Here is a 26,006-nt window from a genome sequence, read left to right as displayed (position 1 = left end):
GCTTCTACTGTTCGGTAACCTACGCTTCCGTAGGTAGTATCGCGGGAGGCAGCGCCTTCATCGCGGCACGCCGAGCGGAGCCCGCCGGCCCGCTCCCCGCGCACCGCCAAGGCACGCAGGAGGACGGAGGTTCAGGTGTGCGCTCGCATGCGAGGGGGAACCCGGTGACACGCCCCGATCCGCTGCCCCCGAACCAGCAGCACGAGGGTGCGCGGGGGATCGCCGCCGACCTGGTCGAGGCGGTCAAGCCGCGGCTGCGCGGCTGGCTGCACCTGGGCACCGCTCCGCTGGCGCTCGCCGCCGGGATCGTGCTCGTGAGTCTGGCGCCCACCGCGGCGGCGCGCGCCGCCGCGGCCGTCTACGCCGCCTCGGCCGTGCTGCTGTTCGCCACCTCGGCCGTCTACCACGTCGGCCGCTGGTCCCACCGGCCGATGGCCGTGCTGCGCCGGATGGACCACGCCAACATCTACCTGATCATCGCCGGCACCTACACGCCTTTCGTGGTCCTGGTGCTCGACGGCGGGCTGCGCACGGCCATGCTCGCGCTCATCTGGACCGGCGCGCTGGCCGGAGTGGTGTTCAAGGTGTTCTGGCTCAACGCACCGCGCTGGCTGTCCACCGCGCTGTACCTGGCGATCGGCTGGGTCGCCGTGCTGTTCATCCCCCAGCTGATCAGCGGGACCCATCCGGCGGCCTGGATCCTGGTGCTGGCCGGCGGGCTGCTCTACAGCGCGGGCGCCGTCGTCTACGGACTCAAGCGCCCCGACCCCGCCCCGCGCTGGTTCGGGTTCCACGAGGTCTTCCACTCGCTGACCGTGGCCGCCTACATCTGCCAGTACATCGCCGTCTCGTTCGTGGTCTACACGGCCGGCTGACGCAGCGGCCCGGCCGGGCGCCCGGCGGCCCTGCGCCGCGGCGTCCCGGCGAGGCCGCCGATGGGACGGGACCGCGGTGCCGCGCGGCGGCTCGGCCGCTCGGCCCGCGCCGCGGTCGACCGGTCACGATTCGCTTACAGGTGAACGCGAGCGGGCGACAGCCCGGGACGCGCGGCGGCCGCGCCGATAGCGTGAGAACCGGTTCGGCCGGGTGTGTGCACCCGGCAGAACGAACGAGGCGACCGGAAACCACATCCCCCCGGGTCCGGTCGCCTCTTTCGTGTCCTGCGGCCCTCTCGGCGGCCCCGCGGACCTCAGCAGCCCGGCAGGCGCTCCACCAGGTACATCTCGACCTGGTCCAGCGAGACGCGCTCCTGGGACATCGTGTCGCGCTCGCGCACGGTGACCGCGTTGTCCTCCAGGGTGTCGAAGTCGACGGTGACGCAGAACGGGGTGCCGATCTCGTCCTGGCGGCGGTAGCGGCGGCCGATGGCGCCCGCGTCGTCGAACTCCACGTTCCAGCGCCTGCGCAGCGCGGCCGCGAGGTCGCGGGCCTTGGGCGAGAGGTCGGTGTTGCGCGACAGCGGCAGCACGGCCGCCTTGACCGGCGACAGGCGCGGGTCCAGCCGCATGACGGCGCGCTTCTCCATCTTGCCCTTGGCGTTGGGCGCCTCGTCGACGTTGTAGGCGTCGAGCATGAACGTCAGCACCGCGCGGTCCACACCGGCCGCGGGCTCGATGACGTAGGGCACGTAGCGCTCGTCGGACTCCTGGTCGAAGTAGGAGAGGTCGACGCCCGAGGCCCGCGAGTGCGTGGTGAGGTCGAAGTCGGTGCGGTTGGCGATGCCTTCGAGCTCGCCCCACTCCGAGCCGGTGAAGTTGAACCGGTATTCGATGTCGACGGTGCGCTTGGAGTAGTGCGACAGCTTCTCCTGCGGGTGCTCGTAGAGCCGCAGGTTCTCCTTGGAGATGCCGAGGTCGGAGTACCACTGCATGCGGTTGTCGATCCAGTACTGGTGCCATTCCTCGTCGTCGCCGGGGCGGACGAAGAACTCCATCTCCATCTGCTCGAACTCGCGGGTGCGGAAGATGAAGTTGCCGGGCGTGATCTCGTTGCGGAACGACTTGCCGATCTGGCCGATGCCGAAGGGGATCTTCTTGCGCGCACTCTGCTGCACGTTCAGGTAGTTGATGAAGATGCCCTGGGCGGTCTCGGGCCGCAGGAACGCCAGGCCCGACTCGTCGTCCTGCACGGCGCCGAGGTAGGTGCGCAGCATCGCGTTGAACATGCGCGGCTCGGTGAACGACTTCTTCGCGCCGCAGTTGGGGCAGGCGAGGTCGTCCAGGCCGTTCTCCGGCGGGTGGCCGTGCTTCTCCTCGTAGGCCTCGACGAGATGGTCGGGGCGGAAGCGCTTGTGGCAGGACTGGCACTCGGTGAGCGGGTCGACGAAGGCGTTGACGTGGCCGGACGCCTCCCACACCTCGCGGGAGAGGATGACGCTGGAGTCCAGGCCGACGATCTCCTCGCGCTCCTGGACCATGGCGCGCCACCACTGGCGCTTGACGTTGCTCTTCAGCTCCACGCCCAGCGGGCCGTAGTCCCACGAGGCGCGCAGACCCCCGTAGATCTCGCTGGAGGGGTAGACCAGGCCCCGGCGCTTCGCGAGGTTGACAAGGGCGTCCATCGCCTCTGACTTGGCGGCCATAAGCTCTCTCGATTCTCCATCCGGCTGGCGGTCGGCGGATCGCGCAACGCGATGTACCTGCGGTAAGTGCCCAGCTTAAGGGACGGGCGCGGGCGACTGTGCACCGAAAGCGATACGCACCGGAACGGCTCCGCTGCGACGGGTATCCCCCGATGCCCGGTTCCGGCACCCGTGGGCGGCCCGCGCCCGGTACCGTCGCTATCCGGCCGTGGCGCCGGGTCCGCCCGCGGATTCGGCGCCCGCGCCGTCGCGGCGCGAGACGACCTCGAAGGCGCTGGGCTCGTTGCGGGCCGTGGACAGCAGCGGGACCGCAGCGACGCGCACGTCGAAGTTCGACAGGGCCCGCCGGTAGGCGCCCGGACCGTCCCACTCGGTGACCACCGTCCACAGCAGCGGGTCGTCCGCGGCGCGGCCGATGCGCGAGCCGCGGAAGCCCGGACGGCGGGCCATCGCCTCGACGGCGGCCTCGGCGCCGGCGAGGAACGCGTCCTGCTCGCCCTCGGGCACGGTGTAACGGGTGACCACGATCACCGGCCCATACTCTCACCCCGCGGGCACCGCCCGGACCCGAAAGCGGGGCCCGGCCGGCGCCTGCACGGATCAGCCCTCGCCGAAGACCCGGTCCACCACCCGGGCCGACGCGCCGCCGTCGTCCAGGGGGCAGAAGCGGTCGGTGAACGCCTTGTAGGTGCCGGCGTACCGGTCGGCCACCTCGTCGGCGTCCAGCAGGGCTCCGATGACGTCGTCGGAGTGGCGCAGCAGCGGTCCGGGCGCCGTCTCCTCGAAGTCGAAGTAGAAGCCGCGCAGGTTGTCGCGGTAGCTCTCGATGTCGTAGGTGAAGAACAGCATCGGGCGGCCGGTGTTGGCGAAGTCGAACATCATCGACGAGTAGTCGGTGACGAGGACGTCGGTGATCAGGAACAGCTCCATGATCTCCGGGTAGAGCGACACGTCGTAGACGAAGTCGCGCCCCACGATCGGCACGCTGTCGACGACGCGCGGATGGCGGCGGACCAGCAGCACGTGGTCGTCGCCGAGCTTCTCGTACATCCGCCGCAGGTCCAGGTGCAGGTCGAGCTTGTGCTTGCCGCGGGTGTAGTACTTGTCGTCGCGCCAGGTGGGCGCGTAGAGCACCACCTTCTTGCCCTCGGGCAGGCCCAGGCGCCGCCGCGTGCGCTCGGCGATCTCGTCGCGCCGGGCAGAGAAGAAGATGTCGTTGCGCGGGTAGCCGGTCTCCAGGATCTCGCCCTCGAAGCGGAACGCGCGGCGCAGGATGGGGGTCGCCCACGGGCTCGGCGAGACCAGGTAGTCCCACTGCCGGGTCTCCCAGGCCAGCTTCTCGTGGTAGTCGCGGGACTTGCCCCGGATGTTCTCGATGTCGAAGCCGATGCGCTTGAGCATCGAGCCGTGCCAGGTCTGCACGACGACCTGGCCGGGGCGGCGGGTGAACCACGCCGGCTGGCGGGAGTTGGTCACCAGATGGGAGGTGCGGGCCAGCGCCTCGTAGAAGTCGCGGCCGTTGTGGCGCACCGGGGACAGGTCCTCGGGGAGGTTCACCTGGCCGTCCTTGACCAGCCACGACATCGGGTGATCAGCCCAGGAGCCGCGGGAGCGCAGCTCGGAGTATATGCTGTGCGGGCTGTCGGAGAACTGCCGGCCGGTGTAGCTGTCGAAGAGGATGCCGGGCTGCACGGGCTCGCTGCGCAGCGCCGGGTAGACGGTCTCGCGCAGCCGCCGCTGCGCGAAGTCGCCCTTCTCCTCGGGGCGCAGGTCGCTGCTGACGCGCAGCATGGGCCGCTCGCTGCCGGTGTCCTCGAAGGCGAAGGTGCGTTCGGGGGTCTCCATGCGCAGCGGCAGGCGGCGCAGCAGGTCGGCGTCGACCTCCGCGCCGATGTCGGTCACCGGGCCGTCGTCGCGGCGCACCCGCGCGCGCAGCTGGTAGCTGCCGGCGGACAGCGGCAGCGTGCCCGAGAGCGTCGGGATGTCGGCCGGGGTGAACCTGGCGCTGAAGAAGGAGCCGTCGCGCGTCAGCGCAACGGGGTGCTCCTCGTCGCGGCCCAGCGCCTGGAACACCAGCTCGGCACGGGACCGGGCGGAGTAGTGGCCCTCCAGCACCAGGTTGCGCCCCGACCAGGACACGTCGCGGACCACGGGGTGGGCCCATCCCCCGCGCAGCCGCAGGTAGCCGCTGGTCGTGCGCTGGACGGCGACCTCGTGGTAGCCGTCCACGGCGGCGTAGGAGGCGGACTGGACCTCGTCGGGCACCGCCACCGAGGCGGCGCGGCCGTCCGGCGAGACCAGCTCGGCCTGCCACAGCTCCTGGCGCAGCCTCCGGGCGCCCTCGTCCACCGCGTTGTCGACCAGGTCGTCCACCGGAACCCGCGCGCAGTAGCGGGCGCCGTCGACCTCCAGGGGGTAGTCCAGCCGCGTGGTGCCCGGCTTGCGGGTCAGCCGCAGCCGGTCCGCCTCGGCCGCGGGCGGGCCGACGAAGTCGCCTTCGAGCACCAGCTCGGGCCGCGCACCCGCGTCGCTGAGGCGGTGCTCGGTCAGGCGGGCCTGCACCGGCGCGACCGAGACGGTCAGCTTGCGCCCGCTGCTCCAGGTCGGGCGGATCCACACGTCCTCGGCGACCCGGTGGTAGGGCGGGCGCTCGGGCGGGCCGCTGACGGGGTTGCCCACGATGCGCCGGCGCACCAGACCGCGGTTGACCACGACCAGCTCCAGCTGCCAGTCGGCCGCCTGCCACCGTCCCGAGCTGCGCAGCCGTGCCGGGTCGAGGCTGATCTCGAAGCCGCCGTAGTCGTGCCGGGCGGCCGAGGGCACGTCGGGCAGGCGGTACTCGGCGGCACGGCGCACCTTGACGGCGACGGGGATGCGCCGTCCGGTCTCGGTGTTGACCGCGAACGCGAAGAGCTGCTGCTGCCAGCGGCGGGCCGCGCGCAGGTGGACGACGCCGACGCGGCCGGAGACCACCAGCCGCCCGCCGCGCCACTCGAGGGACTCGGTCTTCTGCCGGACCTTGAGCTCGGAGTCGGCGCGGTAGACCTCGCGCGGAACGCCGGCCTCGGCGTCCTCGAAGAAGGGGTAGCGCATGTAGTAGTGCAGGCCGCGGCGGACGACGGGCGCCTTCTTCAGCTCCACGCTCTTCTGGAAGGTGATCGCCTCCAGCAGGCGGTCCTCCTGGCGCTTGCGCACCAGGAACCAGTTGAGCCGGTGCAGGGGCGCGAGGCCGTCCAGGACCTCGCGCGAGACGGCTCCGAGGTAGGTGTTGGCGAGGTCGAGGAACCGCCGGCGCATGCCGTCGTCGGCAGAGTCCAGGCGCAGCAGGACGGAGCGCAGGTCGCCGCGCAGCGCACGGGCGTCCCACAGGTCGCGGTCGGGGCCGGTGAGCGCGCCCGACAGCGCGGTGAGCGCGGTCAGGCGCCGGGAGACGGCGGCCTCCGTGCTCAGGTCGTCGCCGACGGAGCGGTCGCGCAGCAGGTAGACCGGAGCGGCGAGCACGTCGACGGCGCCGGCGGCGAAGAGGGCCCGCACCACGTCGAGGTCGGTGTCGTGGTCGGGGTCGTGCCCCGAACCGGGTGCGGGGGCGAGGTCGTCCGCGGGCAGGCGGTCCCAAAAGCCGCGCCGCCACAGCTTGTTGCCGTGGCGGCGGTCGGAGAGCAGCGGGTTCAGCGCGTGCACGTCCACGCGGGTGCGCGTCTTGGCGAACACGCTCCGGTGCGCCGAGGAGGGCCGGCTGCCCAGCTCGTTGAACCGGTAGATGTCGCCGGTGGCGAGGTCGGAGCCGGACTCCTCGAGAGCTGTGCCCAGGTAGGAGATCGCGTAGCTGCTCAGCTTGTCCCCGCCGGGCAGGAACATCAGGTACTCGCCCGCGGACGCGGCCGCGCCGGCGGACCGGGCCGCGCGATGGGACTCGGCGGGCTCCCGTACGGGCGGCACGGACAGGCCCTCGGGCGGTGCGGCGGCGAACTCGCGCGCGGTGGCCAGCCCCTCGGCGCGCGCGGTGTCGACCGCCTCGTCGCCCTCTTCCTCCGCGGTCTCCTGCAGCTGCTCGTCGCCGGTGTCAGCGCCGTCCTCGGCGTCGGGGTCGTCGTCGGTGTCGACGTCCTCGCCCGCGGCGGAGGAGCGCCCGCCGGCGTCCCCGCGGCCGGGCTCCGCGCCGCCGCCGGCCGGGCCGGTCCAGGGCGCCACCGGCACGAGGACGACCTCGATGTCGTCGCGGCTCTGGTCCTGGCGCGCCAGGGAGTCGAGGCTGTCCTGCAGATGCGGCTCGGTGACGTCGAAGGTCACGATCACGCTGAACTTCGGCACGGAAAAACTATCTCCCGACGTTTCTGCTGCGGAGCACGTGGATCGGACGGCGGGGCACCGCGGCGATGGGGAGCCAACCTAGGTCACCGTGCGTAAGTGATCGGTAAATCTCCGCCACGACCGCCGTTCAGCGGCTTACGGCCGCCTCCCGGCCCCGCGGCGGCCCCCTGCGGTCGCGCATCGGACTCCCCCGCTTCGTCGCCTGGTGCCCGGACCGCGAGAGCCGGCAGGACCCGCACCGAATCCGCAGGAACCGAGGTCTGCGCCGCCCTGGCTACGATCGACCGTGTATATCGTCGGCAGCTTGGATTTCGCTGAGAAGACCCGGGCGCGTTCACCCGGCACGGACGTGTGCGACGCGGATCCGGGTGTCTTGCCGCTGGGCGGCAGGCGTCTCCGCGTCGACGACCAGGATAACGCGGCCCGCGTGCCGCCGCCGCACGCCGTGCCGCTGCGCGGCGCATCCGCACCGCGGGCGGTCGCGGGGGCGCCGGGAGCGGCATCGGGGGCCAGCCCGGGCCTGCCGGCGGGTCGCCGTACGACCTATGCTTTTGCGGACAGCAGCGGCCCCGTCGGGGCGCGGTCCGCAGGGCGGAGGAGGTCGTGGAGACCGTGGCAGCCAAGCGCAGGAAGCCGGGATCGGGCCGCCCCTCCGACCGGGGCGCGGCCGGTGCGCCGCGACCGCTGCCGGCCGGCGACACGTTCTACACACCCGGCGCCTCCCGGTTCCGCCGGGAGGTCGAACGGCGCAGCGCCGTTCCGCTGGTATGGCTGCACAACGCGCCGCGCCTGCTGCTGCCGGCGGTGATGGGCGTCGTCCTCATCGCGGGCCTGGTCCTGGCGGGGGTGGCCGGCGCCGTACTGCTCATCCTGCTCGCGGCGTTCTTCGGCTGGCTGGCCTTTCTGACGTGGCCGCGCCTGCGCAGCGGCGAGCGCGTCATGCGGGTGGCCGCCGTCGCGGTGCTGCTGGGCCTGGGCCTGCTGCAGAGCGGCCTGTTCTGAGGACGCCCGCTCCCGCGAGCACCGCGCGGACGGGCACGGGAGGCGCCGCGGCGCTCCTCGTGACAGCTCCCGCAATTTTGACAATCGTTTTCGTTTTCTCCATACTTGTCGAGTGTCCACACTTACCACCGGTGCGCCCGCGCACGGCCGCGCGTCCGACGGCCCTGCCCCGGCGGTCCGCGTGGTCGACGCCGCCGTCGCCTACGACCGCGCGACCGTCCTCGACGGGGTGAGCCTGGAGGTCCCCGCCGGCCAGACCCTGGCGATCCTGGGCCCCAACGGCTCGGGAAAGTCCACGCTGATGCGCGCGATGCTCGGGCTGGTCCCGCTCTCCGCCGGCCGGGTCGAACTGCACGGCGCGCCGCTGCGCGGCTTCCGCGACTGGGGCAGGATCGGCTACGTCCCCCAGCGCCTCTCGGCGGGCGGCGGCGTTCCCGCCACGGTGCGCGAGGTCGTGACGTCCGGGCAGGTGGCCCGGCGGCGCCGGCTGCACCGCGCGACCCCCGACGAGCGAGCGGCGGTCGACGAGGCGCTGGAGGCGGTCGACCTCGCCGACCGCGCCCGCGACTCCGTGCACGAGCTCTCCGGCGGCCAGCAGCAGCGGGTGCTGATCGCCCGCGCCCTGGCCGCGCGGCCCGACACCTTCTTCATGGACGAGCCGATGGCCGGCGTCGACGCCGCCAGCCAGCGCGCGCTCGCCCGCACGGTCACGCGCCTGGGCGCGCAGGGCGCCACCGTCGTCCTGGTACTGCACGAGCCGGGCCCGCTGGAGCCGCTGATCGGGCGCAGCGTGGTCCTCTCCGGCGGACACGTGGCCCACGACGGCGCGCCGCCCCGGCCCGAGGGCGAGTGCGCCCGGCCCGGTCACGACCACGTCCACCCGCACGCCGACCCCGAGCACGCCTCGGCGGCGCTGCCCGACATCGGGGTTCCGCGCCGTGGCTGAGATGCTCCAGCTCGACTTCATGCGGCGCGCGCTCATGGCCGCCGTACTGGTGGGCATGGTCGCGCCGGTCATCGGCACGTTCCTCGTGCAGCGCCGGCTGGCGCTGCTGGGCGACGGCATCGGGCACGTGGCGCTGACCGGTGTGGCGCTGGGCTTCCTCACCAGCACCTCGCCGGTGCTCACCGCGGCGATCGTCGCCGCGCTGGGCGCCGTGCTGATCGAGCTGGTGCGGGTACGGGCGCGCACCAGCGGCGACATCGCCCTGGCGCTGCTGTTCTACGGCGGCATCGCCGGCGGCGTGCTGCTGATCGGGCTGGCGCCGGGGACCACCACCGCCACGCTGACCTCCTACCTGTTCGGCTCCGTCAGCACGGTCAGCGGCGGCGACATCGCGATGGTCGCGGTGCTGGCGGCGCTGGTGCTGGGCACCGTGGGCTACTTCGGCCGCGAGCTGTTCGTGCTCTGCCAGGACGAGGAGGTCGCCCGCGCCCACGGGCTGCCGGTGCGCCTGCTGAGCCTGATCGTCGCCGTCACCGCCGCCCTGACCGTCGTGCTGTCCATGCGGGTGGTGGGCGTGCTGCTGGTCAGCGCGCTGATGGTCGTGCCGGTGGCCGCCGCCCAGCAGCTCAGCCGCAGTTTCCGGATCACCCTGGCGCTGGCCGTGGCCATCGGCGTCGTCTCGGCGCTGGGCGGGCTCTCCACGGCCTACTACGCCGATGTGGCGCCGGGTGCGGCGATCGTCCTGCTGACCCTGGCCGTCTTCGCGGCGGCGGTGGCGGTCGGCTACCTGGTGCGCGGCGTGCGGGGCTCCGCCCGCCGCACCCGCGGCGGCGAGGGCGCTCCCGCTCCCGGTACGATTCCCCAGACCGAGCAGGGGGGCGTAGCACCATGAGCACACGACGCGAGACCGTACGCCAGGCCCTCAACGAGAGCACCGGGTTCCGCAGCGCCCAGGACCTCTACGCGGACCTGCGCTCGGAGGGCTCGAAGATCGGACTGACCACCGTCTACCGGGCGCTGCAGGCCCTGAGCGACTCCGGCGAGATCGACGTCCTGCGCACCGGCGACGGCGAGGCCGTCTACCGCGCCTGCATCACCGACACCCACCACCACCATCTGGTCTGCCGCACGTGCGGCAAGGCCGTGGAGGTCGAGGGGCCGCAGGTGGAGCGCTGGGCCGACACGGTAGGCGCCCAGCACGGCTTCACCGACATCACGCACACCGTCGAGGTGTTCGGCACCTGCGCGGCGTGCGCCGCCGCCGACTGAAACGCCGGCGGCCGCGCGCGGCGCGGCTCCCGCCGACCCCCGCCGCGCGGGTGCGGCGCCTGCGTCAGCCTCCCCGCCGCGCCGGCTGCAGCGGTTCCAGCGCGGGCCGCTTGGCCGCGCGCCCGTCGCCGGAGGAGCGCCCGGCCAGCCGCCGGCCGATCCAGGGCACGAGGTACTCCCGCGCCCACAGCAGGTCCTCCTGGCGGGCCGCGCGCCACGGGCGCGGGTCCTCGGCGGGCCACGGAGCGCGCCAGTCCTCCGGCGGCGAGGCGTCGAGAATCTCGCAGACCCGCAGCGCGATGCGGCGGTGGCCCTCGGGCGAGAGGTGAAGCCGGTCCTCGCTCCAGGCGCGGTGGTCCTGCAGGACCCGCATGCTCCACAGATCCACCACGTCGCAGCCGTAGTGGTCGGCGATCGCGCGCAGGTGCATGTTGTACGTGGCGATCTTGCCGCGCAGGTGGCGCATGACCGGCTGGAACGCGGTGTCCATGCCGGTGAAGACGACGACGCGGGCTCCGGTGGCGGCCAACCGGCGCACAGCGGCCTCGAAGATCCGCGCGGTCAGGTCGGGGTCGGCGCCGGGGCGGATGATGTCGTTGCCCCCGGCGCACAGGGTCACCAGGTCCGGGCGCAGCTCGACGGCGCGCGGGACCTGGTGCTCGACGATGGGGCGGATGAGCCTGCCGCGAACGGCGAGGTTGGCGTAGCGGACCTCGCCGCAGGTGGCGGCGAGGTGCTCGGCGAGCCGGTCGGCCCAGCCGCGGTAGCGCACCTCGCCGGTTCCCTCAGGCCCCGGGTACGGGTCGTCCATGCCCTCGGTGAAACTGTCGCCCAGCGCGACGTAGGAGACGATGTCGCGCCCGTTCGAAAACCCGCTCATAGTGTTCGATGATGCATCGCCGACCTCGGGTTACGCGACAGTAGGTTCGAGGGTGTGCGGGATCTGTAACGACTCTCACGCCACCCCCGAAACCCGCTGCCAGGCGCCTATCCCGCGCGGTCGGCCCTCTCGCGGCCGCCGCCTTCGCCCTGTGGCGCCCCGGCGCGCCCCGTTGCGGGGAGAGGCTCCAGCTCGGGGCGCTTGGCGGTGACGCCGTCGCCGGAGGAGCGCCCGGTCAGCCGCCGCCCCAGCCACGGCACGAGGTGCTCGCGGGCCCACCGCGCGTCGGCGCGGCGCGCGGCGCGGCGGTCCGGCGGAGGCGCGGGCGGCCACGCCTCGTGGCCGCCCCCGACGGGCGCGCCGACGGCCTCCGCGACCTTCGCCGCAAGCCGGCGGTGGCCCTCGGGCGACATGTGCAGCCGGTCGGCGTCCCAGGCGCGAGGGTCGGTCAGCGCGTCCATCGACCACTGGTCCACCAGGTAGCAGCCGTGGCGGTCGGCGATGGCGCGGATGTTCAGGTAGTAGCGGGCGAACGTGCCGATGCGCAGGCGCATGAAACCGGCGCTGAAGTTGACGCCGGTGAACAGCACGACGTCGGCTCCGGTAGCACGCAGCCGGCGCACCGCGCGCTCCAGCACGCGGGCGAGCCGGTCGGGGTCGCCGCCGGGCCGCAGCAGGTCGTTGCCGCCGGCGGAGAGGGTGACCAGATCGGGGGCCAGCTCGACGGCGCGGGGCAGCTGGTCCTCGACGATCTGGCGCATCAGCTTGCCGCGCACGGCCAGGTTGGCGTAACGCAGCTCCGGCACGCGCGCGGCCAGGTGCTCGGCGAAGCGGTCGGCCCAGCCGCGGTAGCGGACCGCGGCGCCGGCGTCCTCGGGCGGGTAGGGATCGCCCACACCTTCGGTGAAGCTGTCGCCCAGAGCCACGAGGTCCAGCGTGCGGCGGTCCAGGTCCAGGGGGCTCACCGCGCCTCCCCGGGGTCGCGCCCGCTCACCGTGCCGTCCGCGGGGCCGGGTTCGACCGGGTTGGGCACGGCGCCGCCGTAGCGCCGGTCGCGGCTGGCGTAGATCTCGCAGGCGTGCCAGAGGTGCCGCCGGTCGAAGTCGGGCCACAGGGTGTCCAGGAAGACCATCTCGGCGTAGGCCGACTGCCACAGCAGGAAGTTGGAGGTGCGCTGCTCGCCGGAGGAGCGCAGGAACAGGTCGACGTCGGGCAGCTCCGGCTCGTCGAGGTGCTCGGCCACCGTGGCCTCGTTGATCCGGTCGGGGTTGAGGCGCCCGGCCGCGGCCTTTCGGGCGATGGCCGCCGCGGCGTCGGCGATCTCGGCGCGCCCGCCGTAGTTGACGCAGAACTGCAGGGTCAGCGCGGTGTTGTCCCTGGTCGTCTCCTCGGCGTCCTCCAGTTCGGAGATGACGCTCTTCCACAGCCGCCCGCGCCGCCCGGCCCAGCGGACCCGCACACCCATGGCGTGCAGCTCGTCGCGGCGGCGGCGGATCACCTCGCGGTTGAAGCCCATGAGGAAGCGCACCTCGTCCGGCGAGCGCTTCCAGTTCTCGGTGGAGAAGGCGTAGGCCGACACGCAGTCCACACCCAGCTCCAGAGCGCCCTCGACCACGTCGAACAGCGAGCTCTCCCCCGCCCGGTGGCCCTCGGTGCGGGCCAGGCCGCGGTCCTTGGCCCAGCGCCCGTTGCCGTCCATGACGATCGCCACGTGGCGCGGGATCAGCTCCTTGGGCAGCCGCGGCGGCCGCGCTCCGCTGGGATGCGGGTTGGGCGGCCGGTAGGAGCGGGCGGTGGACGAGGTGTTGAACAGGCTCAAGAGCGCTCCACAAGACGCAGCGATCGGATTCCGTTCTCCAGGTGCCACTGGAGGTAGGCGGCCACCAGCCCGCTGCACTCGTTGCGGTGGCGCTCCTCGCTGGCGTCGGCCGCGGGCCAGTCGCCGCCGAGCAGCGCCAGCATCAGCTGGAGGGTCGGTGCAGCGGGGTGGGTGGCGCCGTGGGGGCGGCACACCGAGCACACCGAGCCTCCGGCGTGCACGGCGAAGGCGCGGTGCTGCCCGCGCGTGCCGCACTGGGCGCACTCCTGCAGGGCGGGCGCGTACCCGGCCACCGCCAGCGAGCGCAGCAGATAGGCGTCCAGCACCATGCGGGAGTCGTGGGTGCCCTCGCCGAGGGTACGCAGCGCGCCGATCAGCAGCAGGAACTGGCGCAGCGCCGGGTCCTTCTCGACCACCACGATCTTCTCGGCGGTCTCCAGCATGGCGGTGGCCGCGGTATAGCGCGAGTAGTCGCCCACGACGGCCTCACCGTAGGCGCGCACGGTCTCGGCCTGGGTGATGACGTCGAGTGTGCGGCCGGTGTAGAGCTGCACGTCGACGTGGCTGAAGGGCTCCAGGCGGGCGCCGAACCGCGACTTGGTGCGGCGCACCCCCTTGCCCACCGCGCGGACCAGCCCGGTGCGCCGGGTCAGCAGTGTGACGATGCGGTCGGCCTCGCCCAGCTTCTGGGTGCGGAGGACGACTCCCTCGTCACGGTAAAGGCTCACTCCCCCATTGTCGCGGATCCCGGCCCCCGCCGCGCACGTCCGGCGGGACGCGCCGGCCGCGGACCGCTCCGGGCGGGGCGGGCCCTCCCGCGCGGCGCACGCGCGCGCCGCTGAATCCGCGCCCCCTCCCCGCATCCGGATGCGACAAACCACGCAAACCACGTCCGGCGTTCCCCATATGTCTCAATTTGCTCTACGATCACGCGCAAGTAACGACCAATTCCTAGCGAATGGGGCGCGACGCGATGACACGAGGACGGCGCGGACAGCGGAGGAGGAGCGGACGCAGGGACCGGGAGCGGTCCTCTCCGCGAAGGCCCGAGGGGGCGCGGGGCAGGCGCGGGTTCCGGCGGCCGCTCGTCGCCGCCTTGGTCGCGGTCCCCGCGGGACTCGGCCTTGCGGCGGCGATGGTCCTGGCGGCCGGGCCGCCGTCGGAGAACCCCCTCACCCAGGGGACCCAGGCCGGTGCGGCGCCCGCGCCGGGCGCCGACGAAGCGCTGCCTCCGGCCCCCGACGACTTCTTCGACGACCGGCAGAGCGGCGGCGCACCGCAGGACGGGCAGAACGGCCAGGGCGGCCAGGAAGCCGCACCCGGGGACCCCGGCGATGCCGGAACGGGCGAGCCGGAGCCCGACGCGGTGATCGAGGGCGGTGCCACGCTGGCCCCCTCCCAGCGGCCCGACGACGAGCAGGACGGCTCCGAGTCCGGCGACGGGTCGCAGGACGGCGGCTCCGGAGGCGGTTCCGGATCCGGATCGGGCTCCCCCGACGGCGGCTCACAGCCGTCGACGCTGGCCCAGCAGGTGGTGTCCATCGCCAACGACAGGCGTGCCGAGGCCGGATGCGGACCGCTGCAGGTGGACCCCCGGTTGACCGCCGCCTCGGAGGCCCACAGCCGGGACATGGCCGAGCGCGACTACATGGCCCACGAGAACCCCGACGGCGAAGGGCCCGCCGAGCGCGCCGAGGACGCCGGCTACGGCTCCTGGTCCGGCGAGAACGTCGCGGCGGGCTACACCTCCGCCGAGTCGGTGATGGAGGGCTGGATGGACAGCCCCGGCCACCGAGCCAACATCCTCAACTGCGACAACACCGAGGTGGGGGTCGGCGAGACCGACACCAAGTGGGCGCAGAACTTCGGCCGAGGCTGAGGCCGGCCGCACACGGCGAAGCGGCGGCGCCGGCACGGACGTGTCGGCGCCGCCGCTTGCCGGCACCCGGCCGGGCCGCGGCTACTCGGCCGCCGCCTCGGCCTGCGCGCGCCCGATGGCGCTGCAGACGGCCTTCAGCGAGGCCGTGGTGATGTTGTGGTGGATCCCCACTCCCCACACGGTGCGCCCGTCGATCTCGGTCTCGACGTAGGCGGCCGCGCGGGCGTCGCTGCCCACGTCCAGGGAGTGCTCGACATAGTCCAGCACCCGCACCTTGACGTCGACGTCGGTCAGTGCGTCGCAGAACGCCGAGATCGGCCCCTGGCCGGCGCCGGCGATCTCGCGGATCTCCCCGTGCGCCCGGACGTCGGCGCTGATGCGGTAGCCGCCGTCCTCGGCCGTCTCCGAGCGGTGCGCCAGCACACCCACGGGGCCGTCGTCGTTCAGGTAGGTCTGGGTGAAGATCTCCCAGATCCGCTCGCCGTCGAACTCCCCGCCCTCGGCGTCGGTGAACTCCTGGACCTTGTGCGAGAACTCGATCTGCATGCGGCGCGGCACGTCCAGGGCGTGGTCGCGGTGCAGGATATAGGAGACCCCGCCCTTGCCGGACTGGCTGTTGACGCGGATGACGGCCTCGTAGTTGCGGCCGACGTCCTTGGGGTCGATGGGCAGGTAGGGCACGCCCCAGGGGTACTCGGCCACGGGGGTTCCCGCGGCGGCGGCGTCCTCCTCCAGCGCGGTCAGGCCCTTCTTGATGGCGTCCTGGTGCGAGCCGGAGAAGGCAGTGTAGACCAGGTCGCCGCCGTAGGGGTGGCGCGGCGCGACGGGCATCTGCGTGCAGTGCTCGACGATGCGCCGCACGGTGTCGATGTCGGAGAAGTCGATCATCGGGTCGACGCCCTGGCTGAACAGGTTCATGCCCAGGGTGACCAGGTCGACGTTGCCGGTCCGCTCGCCGTGGCCGTACAGGCAGCCTTCGACGCGGTCGGCGCCGGCCATCACCCCCAGCTCGGCCGAGGCGATGCCGGTGCCGCGGTCGTTGTGCGGGTGCACCGACAGGCACACGTACTCGCGGCGCGACAGGTTGCGGCTCATCCACTCGATCTGGTCGGCGTAGACGTTGGGCGTGGCGCGCTCGACGGTGGCCGGCAGGTTCAGGATGATCTCGCGGCCGGGTCCGGGCCGCCACACGTCCATGACGGCCTCGCAGACCTCCAGGGCGAAGTCCAGCTCGGTGTCGATGAAGATCTCCGGCGAGTACTCGTAGCCGACGTACTCGGACTCGCCCAGGTAGCGCTCGATGCAGTCCACGACCGCCCGGGTGCCGTCGACGGCGATCGCCTTGCAGGCCTCGCGGTCGACGCCGAAGACGACCCGGCGGAACTCCGGAGCGGTCGCGTTGTACAGGTGCACGGTGGAGCGCTTGGCGCCGACCAGGCTCTGCACGGTGCGCTCGATCAGGTCCGGGCGGGCCTGGGTCAGCACCGAGATCTGCACGTCGTCGGGGATCAGGTCGTTCTCGACCAGGCTGCGTACGAAGTCGAAGTCGGTCTGGCTGGCGGCCGGGAAGCCGACCTCGATCTCCTTGTAGCCCATGCGGACCAGCAGCGCGAAGATCTCGTGCTTGCGCTGGGGGTCCATCGGCTCGATCAGCGCCTGGTTGCCGTCGCGCAGGTCGGTGGACAGCCAGCGCGGCGCGGAGGTGATGGTCTTCGAGGGCCACGTGCGGTCGGGCAGGTCGACGGCCGGAAAGGGGCGGTAGCGGTGGACGGGCATACCACTGGGTTGCTGCTGCGGCACCATGGGAAAGGCTCCTTGGGAATCTGCGACGCCCGGCGTCTCCCTCCGGAACAGGAGGGGGCGGGCGGAAGCTCACGGTCTAGCGGCCGACTCAGAACACGCCGAAGCCCCGCGGCGAGGGAGCCGACCTTGCTACCGACCCCCGCCGCGGCCGCTAAGGAGGAGCAGCTCGCGCAGCATAGTGTCTGCCACCGTAGCAGAACCGGCCGCGGCCGTGAGGCACAGGGGGCGGGGCGCACCGGCGCCGGGCCCGGCGCGGCGGAGAAGGGCCGGACCCGGGCCGAACACACCGATGTTGCCGGGAACGGCATCGACCCGGGGCCGCCGCACCTGCGGCGGAGAACCGGCGGATCCGGCGACCCGGTGCGCGTTCGCGCGCCGGGCGCCCGCCTCAGCCGCGGATCACTGCGGCCAGCGGTTCGGGCAGCTCGGCGGCGGTCTCCACCGGCCGCCGCTCCAGCAGCTCGGCGGCCTGCCGCCGCGTCAGGCCCAGCTCTGCCAGCGCCTCGCGCGCCTGGGCCGCGGGCAGCGTGTTGAGCCAGCGCACCCACAGCGCCGCCCGCCCCGCTGCGGTGAGCGGGCCCAGCGCGCGGAACCTGGCGACGCCGCCGTCGGGGTAGACGTCCAGCCGAAGCCGCGCGGCCGGGCGCGGCGCCGCAACGACGAAGCGGTGCGGCGTGTCGGGCCGCAGCGGGGTCCGCTCCAGCAGCGGGAACCACTCCCCCGGCCCCTCGGCCTCCTCGGCGCCGCTGACGGCGGCCTCGGCCGGGGCGTTGTGCAGGAAGTAGGAGGTGTCCACCTCCAGCAGCCGCGGCTCTCCGGCGGCCGCCAGGGCGATCTCCAGGAAGTCGTTTCCTGGACCGCGGCGCCGCGCGTTCTCCCAGCCCTCGCCCATGGTGCGGGCCGAGCCCGGCGCGATGGCGTTCTCGGGGGCGCCGTAGTAGTCGTTGCTGCAGGCCAGCACGCGCCCACCGGTGACCAGTGCCGCCAGGTCCTGCGCACCGGCGACCAGCAGCCGCGGGTCGGCGACCACCTCGCCGTGCACCCGCAGCCGCGCCACGCCGCCGTCCGGGTAGATGCTCAGCCGCACGTGGGTGTAGCGATGCGGGTCGTCGACGGCGAGGGCGTTGGCGGTGCCGGCGGCGACCGCGGTGCGGGCCACCAGGGTCGTCCACTCGGCCGCGAGCAGCGCGCCGGTGTCGGGGTGGCCCTCCAGGCCTGCGGCCTCCACCGAAACCTCGGGCGGATGGTTGCCGGTGAAGTGGGCGGTGTCGACGACCACGCCGTGCACGATCCCGGGTGCGGCCAGGCGCACGACCGCGTGGTCGTGGCCGGGGCCGCGGCGGCGCCGGGTCTCCCAGCCGTCGTAGACCTTGCCCTTATGGCCGAAGGCTGCGGGGTCGAACCCCGGCGGCTCCGGCTTGATCAGGTTCTCGCGCTCGGCGAACGACTCGTCACTGGCGTGCACGACGGCCCCGCCCCGGCTGCGCAGGGCGAGGTCGGGCAGGCGCCGGAAGTCCGGGGCGCCCACTGGCGGTCACCTCCTCGTGAGACGGTGCGGTGCCGGCCGCCCCACCCGGCACCGCACCGCCGGCTCAGGCGGTGGCTCCGGGCAGCGGCTCGAACTCCTTGACGGCGTCGATGGCCGGCCCGTGCGGCGTGTTGGCCTCTCGTTCGATCATGACCTCCACGAGCACCGGGCGCGAGGTGCGCTGGGCCTCCTTGCGCGCCCAGTCGAGGGCGCCGCGGAGGTCGCCGGGCTCGGTGACTCTGCGCCCGGTGCAGCCGTAGGCCTCCATGATCTTGACGTTGTCGGTGCCGTAGTCGTCGTAGTGGATGTCGACCTGGTAGTTCATGCCGTAGGGGATCTCGGCCTGGCGGATCAGCCCCAGGTACTCGTTGTTGAGCATGATGAGCACGAAGGGCACGTCGTACTGGGCGGCGACCGCCAGCTCCTCCACCGTGTACTGGAAGCTGTAGTCGCCGACCACGCCCACCACCTCGGCGTCCGGGTCGGTGCGCTTGAGCGCCTTCTTGACGCCGATGGCCGCGGGGATCTCCCAGCCCAGCGGGCCCGCCTGGCCGCAGACCTGGTAGTGGCGGGGCAGGTGGGCCTTCTGGTGCTGGCCTCCCCAGATCTGGTACAGCCCGATCGCGGTGACGAAGTAGGTCTCGGGGCCGAAGGCCTCGTTGATCTCCTTGTAGACCCGCGGCGCCTTGATCGGGGCCGAGTCGAAGTCCTCGCGGCGGCCCAGCTCGGACTTGAGGCTGTTGACGCGCGCCACCCACGGGCCCGGCTCGCGCGCGGGCCCGCGCCGGGAGGCGCGTTCGGCCAGCGCCTTGAGGAACAGGGCGGCGTCGGAGACCACGCCCAGGTCGGGCTCGAACACCCTGCCCAGCTGGGTGGGCTCGATGTCGACGTGGATGAACCGCCGGTCGCCGCGGTAGACGTCCAGCTTGCCGGTGTGGCGGTCGCCGAAGCGGGCTCCCACGGCCAGCACCAGGTCCGACTCCAGGAAGGAGGCGTTGCCGTAGCGCTGGGAGGTCTGGATGCCGGTCATGCCGGCGAAGAGCGGACTGTCCTCGTCGAACGCGCCCTTGCCCATCAGCGTGGTCTGCACCGGGATGTTCAGGTACTCGGCGACCTCGCGCAGCGCGTCGGCGGCCTCGGAGATGACCACGCCGCCCCCCGCCAGGATCAGCGGCCGCTCGGCCTCCAGGAGCATGTCCAGCGCCCGCTCGACGCGCGGCGGGTGCGGCAGGACGGGGTGGATCGCCAGGGGCGCGTCGATGGCGGGGTCGTACTCGACGACCTGCTGCGCGATGTCCAGGGGCAGGTCGACCAGCACCGGCCCGGGCCGCCCTTCGCGGGCGATCCGGAAGGCCTCGCGGAAGATCCACGGCGCCTGGCCGGCCTCCTTGAGCTGGACGGCCCACTTGGTCACCGGAGCGGCGATGTCGACGATGTCGACCGCCTGGAAGGCCTCCTGGTGCAGCTTGGTCGAGACGTTCTGCCCGGTGATGCAGACGATCGGGATGGAGTCGGCCATCGCGGTGTAGAGGCCGGTGATCATGTTGGTTCCGGCGGGGCCGGAGGTGCCGATGGCCACTCCGACGCCGCCGTTGGTGCGCGCCCAGCCGTCGGCCATGTGGGTGGCGCCCTCTTCGTGGCGGACGGTCAGGTGCTCGATCCCGCCCACCTCCTCAAGGGCCTTGTAGAGGGGGAGGACCGCTGCTCCCGGGCAGCCGAACGCGGTGTCGACGCCCTCGGACTTGAGGACCTCGACAACGGCGTTCATCGCGGGCATCTGTACCATGTTCGCTGAACCCTTCGGTGCTAGTGGGGTTTCAGGGGCCGCCGGCGGAACGCCGGGTGCGGCCAACACCCGGGGCGCCCCTCCGCGGTCGCACCGCGGAGCAGACGCCGCCCTCCGCCGGCGGCCACCGGATCTACTTCTGCTCGGCGGCGAGCTGGTCGACCAGCTTGAGCAGCGCCGAGTGGTCGAGGCCGCCGTGGCCCTGCGCCTTGAGCGCGCCGATGAACTGCGCCACCAGCGCCCCCATCGGAATGGGCACGCCCGCTTCGCGGGCGGCGGCGGTGACGATGCCCATGTCCTTGTCGTGCAGCGCGATGCGGAACCCGGGCTCGAATCGGCGGTGGCGCATCGCCTCGCCCTTGCGGGTGAGCACGGTGCTGCCGGCCAGGCCCCCGTTGAGCACGCGCAGGCCGGCTTCGGTCTCGACGCCGTGGGCCTCCAGGAACACCAGGGCCTCGGCCACCAGTTGGATGTTGCCGGCGACGATGAGCTGGTTGGCGGCCTTGACCGTCTGGCCCGCGCCCGAGGGCCCCACCAGCACGGCGGTGCCCAGCGGGGCGAATACGTCGGCGGCGGCGTCGAAGTCGGCGGCGTCCCCGCCGACCATGATGGACAGCACGCCCTCGATCGCACCGGCCTCGCCGCCGCTGACCGGCGCGTCGAGGACGCGCAGGCCGCGCTTGGCGCCCTCTTCGGCGACGGTGCGCGCGGTGTCGGGGCGGATGGTGCTCATGTCGATCACCAGGGCGCCGGTCGCCGCGCTGTCGAACACCCCGCCGGTGGAGAACATCGCCTCCTCGACGTCGGGCGAGTCGGGGACCATGGTGATGACGACGTCGGCGCCGGACACGGCCTCGGCGGGCGAGGATGCGGCCCTGCCGCCCTGCTCGGCGAAGCGGTCGGTCTGCTGGGGGCTGCGGTCGTAGCCGCGCACGGCGAAGCCGGCGGAGACCAGGTTGGCGGCCATGGGCAGGCCCATGATGCCGAGCCCGACGAACGCGATCGTGCGGGTCTGGGACATGGCGGGTTCCCTCCTTCAAGGGCGGTCGGGGTGGTGCGGGAGCAGGGGGCGCGGCGGCGGCTCGGGCACGGGGCCCTGCCGCCGGCGGCGGTCGGATGCAGGCGGCGCAAAGCGCCCCGGTCGGTGCGGCCTCAGCCGCGCAGCCAGCCGAAGCTGTCGGCGCTGGCCCCGGTCGGCTTGTACTCCAGGCCCACATGGCCGCTGTAGCCGCCGTCCTGCGCCCGGGCGAGCAGGTCCATCAGGGGCAGGTCGCCGCTGCCGGGCTCGCCCCGCCCGGGCGCGTCGGCGATCTGGATGTGGCCGAACTCGGCGGCGTGGTCGCGCACCACGGCCGCCACGTCGTCCCCGTTGACCGCCAGGTGGTAGAAGTCGGCGAGCAGCGCGACGTTCGCGGCTCCGGCCTCCTTGGCGGCGGCGACGAAGGCGCGTCCGTCGGCGGCGGTGATCAGGGGGTAGTCGGCGGAGCCGCTGATGGGCTCGATGAGGACCGTGCCCCCGACGGCCTCCAGCGCCTTGGCGGCGGCCAGCGTGTTCTGCAGGGCGGTCTCGTCCTGCTCGGCGGGCTCGACGCCGTCCCTGCGCAGTCCGTACAGCGCGTTGAAGCCCGCGGTGCCGGTGCGTTCGGCGATCGCCGCGACGACGTCGAGGTTGTCGCGGAGCTCCGGCACCCGGTCGGGGTGGGAGAGGACGCCGCGGTCGGGGCCGGGCAGCCGCCCGGCGAACAGGTTCAGCCCGGTGAGGCTGACTCCGGCGTTCTCGATGGCGGCGACGAACGCGTCGACCTCGGCGTCGCCGGGCGCGGCGCTCTCGAAGGGCCACCAGAACTCGACGGCGTCGAACCCGGCCCGGCGCGCGGCGGCGGGGCGCTGGTCGAGCGGAAGCTCGGTGAACAGCAGCGAGCAGTTGACGGTGTAGGGCAGCGAATGGCTCATGGCTCGCCTCCTTCGGGAGGACGGGTGGAGGGGGTCGGCTGGTCCGGAGCGCCTGCCTGCGCAGGGCCCGCGGCGGGTCGTGGGAGGAAGGCCGCCGGCCGCGCTCCGGAGCGCTCGGCGGCGGAGCCCGCCCGGGTGGGGCGGCGAAAGGGGTGGCGCCTACGGGGTGGCTGTGCCTCGTATCGTCGGCCCGCTGCAGCGGTTTCCGATATGTGGAATATGATTTTCACTTCAAGGAATTATAGTGAGTTTGCGCCACGCCCATGGGGTTGTCAACCACCCGTGCGGCTCCGCTTCGGCGGCCGCTCGGCCCCGTTGTACGCACCCCGGACGACCGGCTTGCGGATTTCCGCCGCTGCGCGGGTACGCCGCCCGCACACCGGGCAGGTTCAGGGCCACCGGGGGTCCCGCTCCGGCATCCGCGGATCCGGGCACCGCCGGGCACGACCGGCCAAGGAGGACGCCATGCCGGACGACCCCACATTGCGGAGTGCCGACGCCGGCCTCGCGCGCGTCAACGCGCTCTCGCCCGAGGAGTTCCGGGCGGAGTTCGGCCGGTGCCTGGGCGTCGAGCGCTGGGCGGAGGAGCTGCGCCGGCGCCGCCCCTTCAGCTCCCGCTCCGAGCTGCTGGACGCAGCGGACAGGATCGCGCGCACGCTCACCGACGAGGAGGTCGCCGCCGCCCTGGAGCGGCACCCCCGCATCGGCGAGCACGCCCGCGGCGCACGAACCGAGGCCGAGTGGTCCCGCGGCGAGCAGTGGGGGTTCAGCGCGGGAGAGGCGGGTGTGCGCGAGCGGTTCGCGGCGGCCCAGGCCGACTACGAGCGCCGCTTCGACCGGATCTACCTGGTCTGCGCGGCCCACCGCTCGGCCCGCGAGCTGCTGGACGACCTCACCGCCCGGATGGGCAACGACGCCGCGACCGAGGAGCGCGTCGTCGCGGGTGAGCTCCGCCGGATAGCCCTGCAGCGCGTCGAAAGGGTGCTCGACAGCAGATGAGCCACGTCACCACGCACGTGCTGGACACCGCCCGCGGCCGCCCGGCCGCGGGCGTGCCGGTCCGCCTGGAGCGCCCCGCCTCCCACGGGGCGGGCGCCGACGGCCGGACCGGCGGCTGGACGGCGATCGCCTCCACCGCCACCGACGACGACGGGCGCGCCGGCGCCCTGGGCCCGGAGCGGCTGGCGGCGGGGCCCTACCGGCTCGTGTTCGACACCGCCCACTACTTCGCGCGCACCGGGCAGCAGGGCCTCTACCCGGAGGTGCCGGTGGTGTTCGAGCTCGCCGACGAGGACACCCATTACCACGTTCCGCTGCTGCTCAGCCCGCATTCCTACACGACCTACCGCGGCAGCTGACCCGCGGCGCGCCGGGCCGCGGACGGCGGCGCCCGGCGATCGGGTACACCGGCCCCCACCCCCGGACCGAGGAGATGCCGATGCCTGAGACCACCGTGTCGGCCGGGTCCAGGGCCTGGCCAGGGCATCCGGGATCGCGGACTGGTCGTCGGCTGTCTTCTTCGACCGAACGGTGGTGCCGGGGTTGCCGACCGCTCCCTCCGCTCCTCCGGGGGCTCGGCGTCGTGCCGTCGGCCCGCGGAACACCCCGCCGTCATCCCCGTGAGCAGCGACCTGAGCGCGGAACCCGATCAGCGACCGGAGCGCCCCGGAGAGCCGGGCGGCCACTCCTCGGAAGCCGCGCAAGGCAAGCGACCATCAGCCACACCCGGCCCTCCCGGGCCACCCGACAACGTACGGAGCCAGCCATGGGAATCCGGCTCGGGCGCAACGAGTACGGCAAGGCGGAGGTGCGCCTGGTGCACGTCGACCGCTCCGCCGACGACCACCGCATCAAGGACCTCAACGTCAGCACCCGGCTGCGCGGCGACATGGAGGCGGTGCACACGCGCGGCGACAACGCCAACTGCCTGACCACCGACACCCAGAAGAACACGGTCTACGCGCTGGCGCGCGAGCACGGAGTCGCCGCCGCCGAGGACTTCGGCCTGCTGCTGGCCCGGCACTTCACCGGCGAGCACGCCCCCGTCCACGGCGCGGCGGTGGAGCTGCAGGAGTTCGCCTGGCGGCGCATCCCCACCGCGGAGGGTCCGCACGGCCACGCCTTCGTGCGCAGCGGGGCCGAGACCCGCACCGCCGTGGTCACCGCCGACCGCGGCGGGGAGTGGGTCGTGTCCGGCTTCGAAGGGCTGACGGTGCTCAAGTCCGCCGACTCGGAGTTCCGCGGCTTCCCCCGGACCCGGTTCACCACCCTGGCCGAGACCGACGACCGCATCCTGGCGACCGACGTCACCGCCCGGTGGCGCTACGTCGCCGAAAGCAGCGCTCCGGGACGGGCTCCGCAGGCCGCGGACTGGGACGCGGCCTATGAGCAGGTCAAGGCGCTGGTGCTGGAGGCGTTCGCGACCACCCGCAGCCTCGCGCTGCAGCAGAGCCTGTACGCCATGGGCGAGGTGGTGCTGCGCGAGCGCGCGGACATCGCCGAGATCCGCTTCTCGATGCCCAACAACCACCACTTCGCGGTGGACCTCGCCCCCTTCGGCATGGACAACCCCAACGTGGTCCTCCACGCCGCCGACCGCCCCTACGGCCGCATCGAGGCCGCCGTCGAACGCGACGACGCCCCGGACGCGGGCCGGGCCTGGGACTCGGTGCCCGGTTTCGTCTGAGGGGCCGGCCGCGCGGCGCGGCGGCACCGCGGTTACCGGGCCGGCGGTACCGCTCCCCGGATCAGCAGCCGCCCGCGCGGCGCCGCGTCCGGGGCCGCCGGAAACACGCGCCGCCCGCGCAGCCAGGTGGCGCGGACCTCACCGAGGAGATCGCGGCCGTGGTAGGGCGTCAGCGGGTGGCGGTGGCTCAGCGAAGCCGCGTCGACGCGGAACCCGGAGTCGGGGGCGACGACCGCGAAGTCGGCGTCGAAGCCCGGCGCGAGCGCGCCCTTGCCGGCCAGCCCCGCGATCTCGGCGGGGCGCCGCGCCATCCACGCCGCCACGTCGGCGAGCGTTTGCCCCCGCGCGGCGGCGGCCGTCCACACCGCGGCGAAGCCCACCTGCAGACCCGAGATCCCGCCCCACGCCGCAGCGAAGTCGCCGGCGGCGGTGTCCTTCAAATCGGGTGTGCTGGGCGAGTGGTCGCTGACCACGCAGTCCACGGCTCCGCCGGCCAGACCCCGCCACAGGGCCTCGCGGTCGGCGGCGCCGCGGATCGGCGGGCAGCACTTGTACTCGGTGGCACCCGCCGGGACCTCCTCCGCCGCCAGAGCCAGGTAGTGCGGGCAGGTCTCGGCCGTCACCGGCACGCCCGCGGCCCGCGCCCGCGCGACCCGCGCCAGGCCCGCCGCCGACGAGAGGTGCAGAAGGTGCACGCGCGTACCCGTGTCCCGCGCCGCATCGACCGCCGTGCCCACCGCCGCCGCCTCGGCCGCGGCCGGACGGGAGGCCAGGAAGTCCGCGTAGGCGCGCCCGCGCGGCGCGGGCGCCGCCGCGAGCACACCAGGGTCCTCGGCGTGCACGATCAGCAGCCCGCCGAACCCCCCGACGGCCGCCGCCGCGGCACGCAGCCGCTCGGCGCTCAGGTGGCCGAACTCCGGCACCCCCGACGGCGACAGGAACGCCTTGAACCCGCAGACGCCGGCCTCGTGCAGCCGCCGCAGCTCGCCCGCCGTCTTCGGCCCGGTGTTCTCGGGCACGGCGCCGCCCCAGAACGCCACGTCGACCGCGACCGCGCCATCGGCGGCCGCGCGCTTCGCCGCCAGGCCGCCGAGGGTCGTGGTGGGCGGGACGCTGTTCAGCGGCATGTCGACCAGTGTGGTGATCCCGCCGGCGGCCGCGGCGCGGGAGGCGGTGGCGAAGCCCTCCCACTCGGTGCGGCCCGGCTCGTTCACGTGCACGTGGGTGTCGACCAGCCCCGGCAGCAGCACCTCGTCCGCGGCGGTCTCGACGGTGCGCGCCGCCCGTGCGGCGCGGTCGAATCCGCCGACCCAGGCGATGCGCCCGCCGCGCACCCCGATCGCCGCCGCGCGCTCCCCGTCGGGGGTGACCGCGCGGCGCGCCCGTACGACCAGATCGCAGTCGTCGGCGGCGCCCCCGGCCGCCGCCCGGGTCCGGCCCGCGCCGTCGGTGTCCACGTCTGCTCCCTTCCCCGGACCGGAGGGTTCGCCGCCGGCCGCCTCGTACCGGCCGCTAGATCGTTGATGGGAGTTTCCCGAACCGGCTGCGGGCATGGCGAAGGGC

Annotated in this window: 22 protein-coding genes; 9 read left to right on the top strand and 13 right to left on the bottom strand. The window is 73.6% G+C overall.

What is annotated here, in order from left to right; genetic code table 11:
- The first annotated feature begins 164 nt into the window (after positions 1-164).
- The gene (trhA, locus tag ABEA15_RS23095) at positions 165-875 is read left to right on the top strand and encodes a PAQR family membrane homeostasis protein TrhA (protein WP_386699205.1); all 711 of its coding nucleotides are present in this window, start codon (positions 165-167) and stop codon (positions 873-875) included.
- A 314-nt stretch (positions 876-1,189) separates the two neighbouring features.
- On the opposite strand, the gene ABEA15_RS23090 is transcribed toward trhA, so the two are convergent.
- The 3 genes from ABEA15_RS23090 to ABEA15_RS23080 all read right to left on the bottom strand — a co-directional run bounded on the left by ABEA15_RS23090 (position 1,190) and on the right by ABEA15_RS23080 (position 6,892).
- Positions 1,190-2,581 carry a glycine--tRNA ligase gene (locus ABEA15_RS23090; protein WP_345559002.1) on the bottom strand — a complete coding sequence of 464 codons (1,392 nt, stop codon included), beginning with the start codon at positions 2,579-2,581 and terminating at the stop codon, positions 1,190-1,192.
- 198 nt (positions 2,582-2,779) lie between these two features.
- Complete coding sequence (locus ABEA15_RS23085) at positions 2,780-3,112, bottom strand: antibiotic biosynthesis monooxygenase family protein (RefSeq protein WP_344140477.1); 333 nt, start codon at positions 3,110-3,112, stop codon at positions 2,780-2,782.
- Between the two features lie 69 nt (positions 3,113-3,181).
- Positions 3,182-6,892 (bottom strand): CDP-glycerol glycerophosphotransferase family protein, encoded by a 3,711-nt coding sequence (locus tag ABEA15_RS23080; protein ID WP_345559000.1) that lies wholly within the window; start codon positions 6,890-6,892, stop codon positions 3,182-3,184.
- A 603-nt stretch (positions 6,893-7,495) separates the two neighbouring features.
- On the opposite strand from ABEA15_RS23080, the gene ABEA15_RS23075 reads away from it, so the two are divergent.
- From ABEA15_RS23075 to ABEA15_RS23060, 4 genes are all read left to right on the top strand, one after another.
- Positions 7,496-7,894 carry a DUF6703 family protein gene (locus ABEA15_RS23075; RefSeq protein WP_386699208.1) on the top strand — a complete coding sequence of 133 codons (399 nt, stop codon included), beginning with the start codon at positions 7,496-7,498 and terminating at the stop codon, positions 7,892-7,894.
- A 112-nt stretch (positions 7,895-8,006) separates the two neighbouring features.
- Complete coding sequence (locus ABEA15_RS23070; protein WP_344140481.1) at positions 8,007-8,840, top strand: metal ABC transporter ATP-binding protein; 834 nt, start codon at positions 8,007-8,009, stop codon at positions 8,838-8,840.
- Positions 8,833-9,732 carry a metal ABC transporter permease gene (locus tag ABEA15_RS23065; RefSeq protein ID WP_344140483.1) on the top strand — a complete coding sequence of 300 codons (900 nt, stop codon included), beginning with the start codon at positions 8,833-8,835 and terminating at the stop codon, positions 9,730-9,732. Before ABEA15_RS23070 ends, ABEA15_RS23065 begins: the two co-directional genes overlap by 8 nt.
- Positions 9,729-10,109: a Fur family transcriptional regulator gene (locus ABEA15_RS23060; RefSeq protein ID WP_344140485.1), complete on the top strand. Its 381-nt coding sequence runs from the start codon at positions 9,729-9,731 to the stop codon at positions 10,107-10,109. The genes ABEA15_RS23065 and ABEA15_RS23060 overlap by 4 nt, the downstream gene beginning before the upstream one ends.
- Positions 10,110-10,173: 64 nt before the next feature.
- Here the strand turns inward: ABEA15_RS23060 and ABEA15_RS23055 are convergent, their stop codons facing one another.
- From ABEA15_RS23055 to recO, 4 genes are all read right to left on the bottom strand, one after another.
- Positions 10,174-10,989 carry an SGNH/GDSL hydrolase family protein gene (locus tag ABEA15_RS23055; RefSeq protein WP_345558997.1) on the bottom strand — a complete coding sequence of 272 codons (816 nt, stop codon included), beginning with the start codon at positions 10,987-10,989 and terminating at the stop codon, positions 10,174-10,176.
- Positions 10,990-11,096: 107 nt separating this feature from the next.
- Positions 11,097-11,954, bottom strand: a complete 858-nt coding sequence (locus ABEA15_RS23050; protein ID WP_345558995.1) for an SGNH/GDSL hydrolase family protein — start codon at positions 11,952-11,954, stop codon at positions 11,097-11,099.
- Complete coding sequence (locus ABEA15_RS23045; protein ID WP_344140491.1) at positions 11,951-12,808, bottom strand: isoprenyl transferase; 858 nt, start codon at positions 12,806-12,808, stop codon at positions 11,951-11,953. Before ABEA15_RS23045 ends, ABEA15_RS23050 begins: the two co-directional genes overlap by 4 nt.
- Complete coding sequence (recO, locus tag ABEA15_RS23040; protein WP_344140493.1) at positions 12,805-13,536, bottom strand: DNA repair protein RecO; 732 nt, start codon at positions 13,534-13,536, stop codon at positions 12,805-12,807. Before recO ends, ABEA15_RS23045 begins: the two co-directional genes overlap by 4 nt.
- Before the next feature lie 368 nt (positions 13,537-13,904).
- On the opposite strand from recO, the gene ABEA15_RS23035 reads away from it, so the two are divergent.
- Complete coding sequence (locus ABEA15_RS23035) at positions 13,905-14,687, top strand: CAP domain-containing protein (protein ID WP_345558992.1); 783 nt, start codon at positions 13,905-13,907, stop codon at positions 14,685-14,687.
- An 81-nt stretch (positions 14,688-14,768) separates the two neighbouring features.
- On the opposite strand, the gene leuA is transcribed toward ABEA15_RS23035, so the two are convergent.
- The 5 genes from leuA to ABEA15_RS23010 form a co-directional block, all read right to left on the bottom strand.
- Positions 14,769-16,490 (bottom strand): 2-isopropylmalate synthase, encoded by a 1,722-nt coding sequence (leuA, locus tag ABEA15_RS23030; protein ID WP_344140497.1) that lies wholly within the window; start codon positions 16,488-16,490, stop codon positions 14,769-14,771.
- A 388-nt stretch (positions 16,491-16,878) separates the two neighbouring features.
- The gene (gene alc, locus ABEA15_RS23025) at positions 16,879-18,018 is read right to left on the bottom strand and encodes an allantoicase (protein ID WP_345558990.1); all 1,140 of its coding nucleotides are present in this window, start codon (positions 18,016-18,018) and stop codon (positions 16,879-16,881) included.
- Between the two features lie 64 nt (positions 18,019-18,082).
- On the bottom strand, positions 18,083-19,804 hold the full coding sequence (gcl, locus tag ABEA15_RS23020; RefSeq protein ID WP_345558988.1) for a glyoxylate carboligase: 1,722 nt from the start codon (positions 19,802-19,804) through the stop codon (positions 18,083-18,085).
- A 133-nt stretch (positions 19,805-19,937) separates the two neighbouring features.
- Positions 19,938-20,825: a 2-hydroxy-3-oxopropionate reductase gene (locus tag ABEA15_RS23015; RefSeq protein WP_344140503.1), complete on the bottom strand. Its 888-nt coding sequence runs from the start codon at positions 20,823-20,825 to the stop codon at positions 19,938-19,940.
- Between the two features lie 131 nt (positions 20,826-20,956).
- On the bottom strand, positions 20,957-21,757 hold the full coding sequence (locus ABEA15_RS23010; RefSeq protein WP_345558986.1) for a hydroxypyruvate isomerase family protein: 801 nt from the start codon (positions 21,755-21,757) through the stop codon (positions 20,957-20,959).
- A gap of 465 nt (positions 21,758-22,222) precedes the next feature.
- On the opposite strand from ABEA15_RS23010, the gene uraD reads away from it, so the two are divergent.
- From uraD to pucL, 3 genes are all read left to right on the top strand, one after another.
- Positions 22,223-22,756 (top strand): 2-oxo-4-hydroxy-4-carboxy-5-ureidoimidazoline decarboxylase, encoded by a 534-nt coding sequence (gene uraD, locus ABEA15_RS23005; RefSeq protein ID WP_345558984.1) that lies wholly within the window; start codon positions 22,223-22,225, stop codon positions 22,754-22,756.
- The gene (gene uraH, locus ABEA15_RS23000) at positions 22,753-23,115 is read left to right on the top strand and encodes a hydroxyisourate hydrolase (protein ID WP_344140509.1); all 363 of its coding nucleotides are present in this window, start codon (positions 22,753-22,755) and stop codon (positions 23,113-23,115) included. The genes uraD and uraH overlap by 4 nt, the downstream gene beginning before the upstream one ends.
- Before the next feature lie 407 nt (positions 23,116-23,522).
- Positions 23,523-24,443, top strand: a complete 921-nt coding sequence (pucL, locus tag ABEA15_RS22995; RefSeq protein ID WP_345558981.1) for a factor-independent urate hydroxylase — start codon at positions 23,523-23,525, stop codon at positions 24,441-24,443.
- Between the two features lie 32 nt (positions 24,444-24,475).
- Here pucL and allB read toward each other — a convergent pair whose 3' ends face one another.
- The gene (allB, locus tag ABEA15_RS22990; protein ID WP_345558979.1) at positions 24,476-25,900 is read right to left on the bottom strand and encodes an allantoinase AllB; all 1,425 of its coding nucleotides are present in this window, start codon (positions 25,898-25,900) and stop codon (positions 24,476-24,478) included.
- Positions 25,901-26,006 lie beyond the last annotated feature (106 nt).

The sequence above is a fragment of the Streptomonospora halophila genome, from assembly GCF_039542725.1.
GTDB classification, from domain to species: domain Bacteria; phylum Actinomycetota; class Actinomycetes; order Streptosporangiales; family Streptosporangiaceae; genus Streptomonospora; species Streptomonospora halophila.
This window is presented reverse-complemented; position numbering and strand designations above follow the sequence as displayed.